The 7,146-nt window shown below is 49.9% G+C and carries 6 protein-coding genes; all 6 read left to right on the top strand.

Annotation, left to right across the window (positions count from 1 at the left end):
* On the top strand, nt 1-1,656 hold a 1,656-nt coding region (locus tag VGA08_00535), incomplete at its 5' end, for a preprotein translocase subunit SecA (GenBank protein ID HEX9679093.1).
* Nucleotides 1,657-2,940 (top strand): insulinase family protein, encoded by a 1,284-nt coding sequence (locus tag VGA08_00540; GenBank protein HEX9679094.1) that lies wholly within the window; start codon nt 1,657-1,659, stop codon nt 2,938-2,940. It abuts the gene before it with no gap.
* Nucleotides 2,931-4,265 (top strand): UDP-N-acetylmuramoyl-L-alanine--D-glutamate ligase, encoded by a 1,335-nt coding sequence (murD, locus tag VGA08_00545; GenBank protein ID HEX9679095.1) that lies wholly within the window; start codon nt 2,931-2,933, stop codon nt 4,263-4,265. Before VGA08_00540 ends, murD begins: the two co-directional genes overlap by 10 nt.
* A gap of 23 nt (nt 4,266-4,288) precedes the next feature.
* Nucleotides 4,289-5,383 (top strand): peptide chain release factor 2, encoded by a 1,095-nt coding sequence (gene prfB, locus VGA08_00550; GenBank protein ID HEX9679096.1) that lies wholly within the window; start codon nt 4,289-4,291, stop codon nt 5,381-5,383.
* A 95-nt stretch (nt 5,384-5,478) separates the two neighbouring features.
* Nucleotides 5,479-6,159, top strand: coding sequence for a cell division ATP-binding protein FtsE (gene ftsE / locus VGA08_00555; protein ID HEX9679097.1), 681 nt, complete (start codon nt 5,479-5,481; stop codon nt 6,157-6,159).
* A gap of 67 nt (nt 6,160-6,226) precedes the next feature.
* The coding region (locus tag VGA08_00560; protein HEX9679098.1) for a permease-like cell division protein FtsX at nt 6,227-7,146 on the top strand (920 nt) is incomplete at its 3' end.

Consider the following 7,146-nt stretch of genomic DNA (forward strand, 5'->3'; position numbering starts at 1 on the left):
TACCACCTTGAGCAAGCCCTTCGAGCCGAGACGCTGTTTAAGCGGGACAAGGATTACGTCGTTACGCCGGACGGAGAAATCGTAATCGTTGATGAATTTACCGGACGGTTGCTCCACGGGCGGCGGTATAACGAGGGCCTACACCAGGCGATTGAAGCTAAAGAAGGTGTTGAAGTCAAACAAGAATCGGTCACACTGGCGACGATTTCTTATCAAAATTACTTCCGGTTGTACGACAAACTAGCCGGAATGACTGGTACGGCAAAGACCGAGGAAGAGGAGTTCCAACAAGTTTACAACCTGAACGTGATCGAGGTTCCGACGAATGTGCCGATTATCCGGGAAGATAAATCCGATAGAATCTACTCGACCGAAAATGGCAAATTTACCGCTCTGGTAGAAGAAGTGAAAACCTTCCAATCCAACGGCCGGCCGGTGTTAATCGGCACGGTTTCTATCGAGAAAAATGAGGTGCTATCACGGTTACTTAGTCGGGCCGGTGTTAAACACGAGGTTCTAAATGCTAAGAATCACGAACGTGAAGCCGCCATCATTTCTCAGGCCGGAGAGTCGGGTGCGGTTACGCTTGCAACCAACATTGCCGGCCGGGGGACGGATATCAAGCTGAGCGAGAAAGTGATAAAAGCCGGGGGCTTGGTTGTAGTCGGCTCAGAACGGCATGAATCGCGACGGATTGATAACCAGTTGCGGGGTCGTGGCGGCCGGCAAGGGGAACCGGGTCTGACGCAATTTTATGTTTCGGCTGAAGATGATTTGATGCGCATTTTTGGCGGCGATCGGATTAAAACCTTGATGGGCCGGCTGGGGGTTGATGAAACAACACCGATTGAAAACCGGACGCTATCCAAGGCGATTGAGAATGCTCAAAAGAAGGTAGAAAGCCAATTTTTCGATTCCCGGAAAAACGTGGTGCAATACGATGACGTGATGAACCGTCACCGCAAATCGACTTACAGTACCCGCCAGCAAATCTTAAAACAAACTGATGTCAGCCAGGACATCAAGGGTATGATTACCAGCGAAGTAACCGATATCACCTCGCAGTACGTCGACGACCCGGGCGAACTGAAGAAAGAAATTGCAGTTGCCGTGCCGCTGCCAAGCAAAGACTTAGCCAAAATAGCCAAGGCCGAAGCCGAAAAGCAACCGCAACTAGCCGCCGAACTGGCCCTAAAATTATATGCCGAGCGGGAGACGAGGTACGGCGCGGCGGTTATCCGCCAGCTCGAGCGGGCGATTTATTTACAGTCACTAGATACCGGATGGATGCAACACCTTGAGAACATGCAACATTTGCGGGAAGGAATCAACTGGCGAGCGATTGGTCAGCGTGATCCGCTTGTCGAGTACCGTCGCGAGGGACAGTCGCTGTTTGAGTCGATGCAAAATCAACTACAAAATAACGTCGTTCAGTTTGTTTTCCGGGCTGAGCCAACCGCCGACGAAACAGTCGAGACGGAACTTACCAAAGCTGCCGAACACGCGATTGAGGGCGGAACCAAAACTCGCCAGGTAACGAGGCGGCGCTCGGTCAAAGACGAACCACCTGCCAAACCACCGGTTGCTGACCCTGGCCAAGCTAAGAAGTCCAAGTCAGAACGCAAGCGAAATAAAAAAGCCCGGAGACGGCGTTAGATGCGCCACAGCGTCAGCCGCTTGGAACTACCGTCCGGCGCCAGCGGCCTATTGGTGGATGTTTCCGGCAGCACGGTAGTCGACATGGAATTCACTTTCCTCAGTGGATTTGAGTTTGTCGAACGTAGTAAGTATGAAGTTCCACATTCGATGGAACATATGATTTTTGGCGCGAATGACACGTTTAAAAACGCTCAGCTGTTTTCTCGAGAGATCGGCCTTAATGGCGCCTACCATAACGCATATACTAGCAACTTACTTAATGGCTACGTGGCCGAAACCGCCGAGTTTGAGTGGGATAGGGTGATGTCGCTTTTTTGGTACGGACTAACAACGCCTAAGTTCTTAAAAAAAGAATTTTTAACCGAACAGGAAACCGTTAAGGAAGAACTGTACTCGCGCTTAGACAACCATAGCCTGATGCTCGACGTTGCCTTGGGCCGGACGATGGGTGATGACCATATGCAGGATTACCGTACCAGGATTCGGTTGTTGGCGGGTATAACGACTGATGATCTTATCAGCCACCATCAACTAACCCATAACGCCGCCAATATGAGATTTATTATTTGCGGTAATTTAAGGGGCAAGAAGGATAAAGTTGCTCGTTTATTACAGCGCTTCACCGCCCAACTACCCGCCGGTGACCGTCGGATTGTACCGCAATCAAACTTGATCCAGCCGCTCGCGCCCGTAACAATCGAAAAAGCCGCGGATAAAGTGTATTTTGATCTGAAAGCAGGCTTTTATGGCGAACTTAACGAGCGGGAATTAGTCGGACTAAGAATCCTTAGGCACTTGCTGACAGAAGCCTGGGACTCGCGCATCTTTGGTAAGGGTCGGACCAAGGGGTTATTGTACGGAATCTCCAGTAGCGGCGGCAGCGCCCAAGGCATATCCGGTTTCAACTTAACTGGCAGCGTTGTTAAGAGTAAGTACAAAGCGCTGTTTGAATTCCTGGCCGATGAGCTTTGTCGTCTCAAGGACAAAGGGGTGACACCGGCTGAACTTAAGCGGGCTAAACAACACCAAATCGGGGAGTTTCAGACTCGCCACCAAACCGCCCACAGTTTGACTAACTGGTATTCGCGGGTTTTTACCACTGACGACTATTACGATTTTAAGTCACGGCCTGATCTGATCAAATCAATCACCCGCCGGGACATTAATTATTTAGTCGAACGGTTTTTCCATGATGCTAAGTGGGGCGTTGGTGTATTAGCCGATAAAGCCGGTGAGATTTCGACGAAACTGTACGACCAAGCGGGCCGCGTATGGGGTTAATAGACAGGCGGGATACACCGCTGTCGGGGCAGAGACGGACAGTAGCGATTGCTGGCTTTGGCCTGGAAGGCAAGTCTATTTTAGAGTATTTGCAAAAACAAGGTGGGGAGTCTGATATTACGATCTTAGATCAACAGCCAAACCCCAAAATACCCGTTCCGGACGGAGTTAGCGCGGATTTGCGGCCAACAGTTTTTGAATCGGAGTTAAATTATGATCAGGTTTGGCGGGCCAGCCCGCAGATTGCCCCCCAGCGATTAAAAGCTGCCGGCGAGCTTCGAACATTAACTCAAGAATTTTTTGCGAACTGCCCGGCACCGATCATCGGTGTTACCGGAACCAAGGGCAAGGGTACGACCTCGACTTTAATCGCCAAAATACTAGAGGCCGATAAGCAAACCGTCCATTTAGTCGGCAACATCGGTCAGCCAGCTCTGTCCGTCCTGGATAAAATAAAGGCAACCGACTACGTGGTGTTTGAGCTTTCCAGCTTTCAATTATGGGACTTGAAACAGTCGCCCCAGGTGGCGGTGGTGCTGATGGTCGAGCCGGAGCACCTTGATGTTCACGACGGCCTAGACGACTATATCCAGGCCAAATGCAACATCGCCCGGTGGCAAGGGCCAGATGACGTTGTAATTTATCATTCCGATAACCAGTTATCGGCGAAGATTGCTAGTGTCGGGCTAGGCAAAAAGATTAAGTATTTAACAACAGAAGGGGCCCATATCAGAGGCGGCGAGATACTTATAAACGAACAAAATATTTGTTCAGTTGAGGCTGTTGCCTTGCCCGGTAAACATAACCTGGAGAACATCTGCGCGGCCGTGACAGCGGCTTGGCAGTACACCCAAAACACCCAAGCAATTAAACAAGTGGTGACATCTTTTAAGGGCTTGCCCCACCGGCTGCAACTTGTTAGCGTTAAAAACGGGGTTGAGTATGTCGATGACAGTTTCGGCACCACCCCGCAGACGGCTATAGCCGCCATCGAGTCTTACTCCGAACCGAAAATATTAATTTTGGGCGGCAGCGATAAAGGATCAAATTTCGAAGAATTAGCCGCTGCCGTGAAGTCAGGCGGCGTTAAAAAAGTACTGCTAATCGGCCAAATGGCCCAATCGATTAGGGCGACGCTTGATAAGATCGGCTATAAGCAATATGTCAAGGCGAGCGGCAGTATGTCGGATATCGTAAAACAAGCCGCCAGTATGGCCGTAAAAGGCGACGTCGTTCTCCTGAGTCCGGCCTGTGCCAGTTTTGATATGTTTAAAAATTACGTCGATCGAGCGGATCAGTTCGTTGCGGCTGTCAGGGATTTGTAGGGCGGGAGTCATACAAAAAAACGATGGATGATTTAAAAAAGCGCGCTGAGGAGCTAAAAACTAAAGTCAATTTAGCTTTTGATAAGCTGAATATCTTAAAAGAAGAGGCGGCCCTTAGGGAGTACGAACAAGAAATGTCGCGCCAAGATTTTTGGAGCGATCAGCCGCTGGCCCAATCGATAAGTGTTAAACACGCTCGTCTTGAAGCAGTTGTTAACCCTTGGTTGGAACTGTCCCGCGCGGTTGACGAAACGATCGAACTGATTAAGCTCGACGACAGCAACCTCCAGGCCGAAATTCTCCAGCAGCTTAAAGAGTTGGAAACAAAATATGCCGATTTGGAGTTTGAGCTTATGTTCTCCGCTAAATATTACAAGGCGGACGCTATTGTTACGATTCAAGCCGGCGCTGGCGGAGTGGATGCCCAGGACTGGGTGGAAATGCTCGAGCGAATGTATCTAAAGTGGGCCGAGAGAACCGGTTTCAAGACTGAAGTTATCAACCAGACCAAAGGCGATGAAGCCGGGTTAAAAAGCACCACGCTAAAACTTGGCGGTGCCCATAGTTATGGCCGGCTTAAAAGCGAGCATGGTGTCCATCGGCTGGTTCGACTTAGCCCATTCAACGCTGCTCACTCGCGCGAAACAAGTTTTGCAATGGTAGAAGTTGTGCCACTAATTGAAGACCAAGGGGCGAGCGAGATTGACGATAAAGACCTCAAAATAGACGTTTTTCGTGCCGGCGGCCGTGGCGGCCAAAGCGTAAATACCACCGACTCGGCCGTCCGGGTGACCCACTTGCCGAGCGGTATCACCGTGTCGATCCAGAATGAGCGCTCGCAACTGCAAAATAAAGAAACCGCGCTTGGTATTCTGCGTTCAAAGCTTGCCCAGCTGGCCGAGGATCAACACGCTGACAAATTGGCGGACATCAAGGGGCCAAATATCGAAGCGGCCTGGGGTAATCAAATTAGAAATTACGTCTTACATCCTTACACTTTGGTCAAAGATACTCGGACCGGCTATCAAGTGACTGATGTTGAGGCCGTATTGGATGGTCAAATCGATGGTTTTATCGAAGCTTATCTCTTGTCTGATCAGTCCGGCCACCCGGCTTAGCGGCAAAGAGGTCGTCGATCGGTACAAATAGCCGGTTTGAGCTGACCGATTAAAGCTTTATAGGTGGCCGCTAATCAGATATACTCTAATCGCTTATGATTCTGCTCGATCGAGTTACTAAAGTCTATAACAACCGGGTGACGGCGCTTGATCGCGTCAGTCTGCACGTTGAGCCAAAAGAGTTCGTCATCGTGGTTGGTACCAGCGGGGCGGGCAAGAGCACGCTGCTTAAACTTCTGACTCGGGAAGAAAAACCAACCAGCGGAAAAATCATCGTCGGCGGGCTGGACTACGATAACCTAAAAGACAAGGAAATACCGCGGCTAAGACGCCGGATCGGTGTGGTTTTTCAAGACTTTAAGCTGCTGCCCAACCGCACTGTGTTTGAAAACGTGGCCTTTGCGTTAGAGATCGTTGGCTTGAGCAATCGGGAAATCGAACACACTGTTCCCAAAGTCTTAGACATAGTTGGCCTAAAAGACAAGGCCGAAAATTTTCCGACCGAGCTATCCGGTGGCGAGCGTCAACGAGTGGCGATTGCCCGGGCGATAGTCAGACAACCAAAAATTCTAATCGCCGATGAGCCGACCGGCAACCTTGACCCTAAACATGCCTGGGATGTCGTGCGGGTGTTGCAAAAAATCAATCGCTTTGGCACGACAGTCTTGCTGACCACCCACAACAAGGAAATCGTCAACCGTTTGAAACGGCGGGTGATTCGGATTCAGGACGGCCGGATAGTCAAGGATGAGTCGCGAGGAAAATATAAAGAATAACTATGGTTATTAATTATCAACTGACGACTATCAATCGCCAAAAGGCGCCAGAACAATTTGTTAATCGTTGGTTGTTAGTTGTCAGTTTGAGCCGAGCGCGGCGAGGCAAGCGGTGATTCATAAAATAATTGCCTTTCGACGGATTGCGCTCCAGGGCTTTAGGAATTTTTTTAGAAACGCCTGGTTGAGTGTTGCCGCCACGGCCGTAATGGTGGTGACATTGACGATTATCCTAAGCTCGGCCGCTCTGAATATGATTTTGAGCGACAATATCAAAGATATTGCCAGCCGGGTGACGGTCTCAATCTACCTAAAAGACGGCTCAACGCCGGAGCGGAAGTCCGAGCTTGAACAATCGCTGAACAATAGCTTTAACGTTAAAACCGTCCGGTTCATCAGTAAAGATGAAGCCTTTGCGATTTTCTTGGAGCAAAACGCCAATGACCCGACCATAATCAGCGGCGCGACTATTACCGATAACGTTTTGCCGGAATCGTTCGAAGTCGAAGTCGAGGACTTAAGCCAGATCGACGCCGTTACGGCGGTAGCGGAGGATGAAAGGTTTAGAGATGTAGTCGATGAGACCAGCGTTAACGAGCAGCGTAAGCAATCGATCGATAATATCGCCAAGGCCCAAGACTATATTAATCTCGCTAGCGTCATTTTAGTCGGTATCTTTGCCGGCATTTCAACCCTGATTATCTTTAATACAATCCGGATGGCCGTTTTTACGCGCTCTGACGAAATTGAAATCATGAAACTAATCGGTGCCACTCCCGGCTATATCCGCGGGCCGTTCCTGTTTGAGGCGGCGCTATACGGGGTATTTGCCGGTGTGTTAGCGTCAGTTGGGGTCTACAGTGCATTGCTTAGCTTAGGGCCGAGAGCCGATCAAGCTCTGTTGGTCAATCAAACTGTTGATTTTTTTGCCGGGCACTGGTTTTTGATACTGCTCGGCACAATCTCGATCGGGATTCTAATCGGTCT

This window comes from Candidatus Saccharimonadales bacterium (assembly GCA_036397795.1).
Taxonomy (GTDB): Bacteria; Patescibacteriota; Saccharimonadia; order Saccharimonadales; family DASWIF01; genus DASWIF01.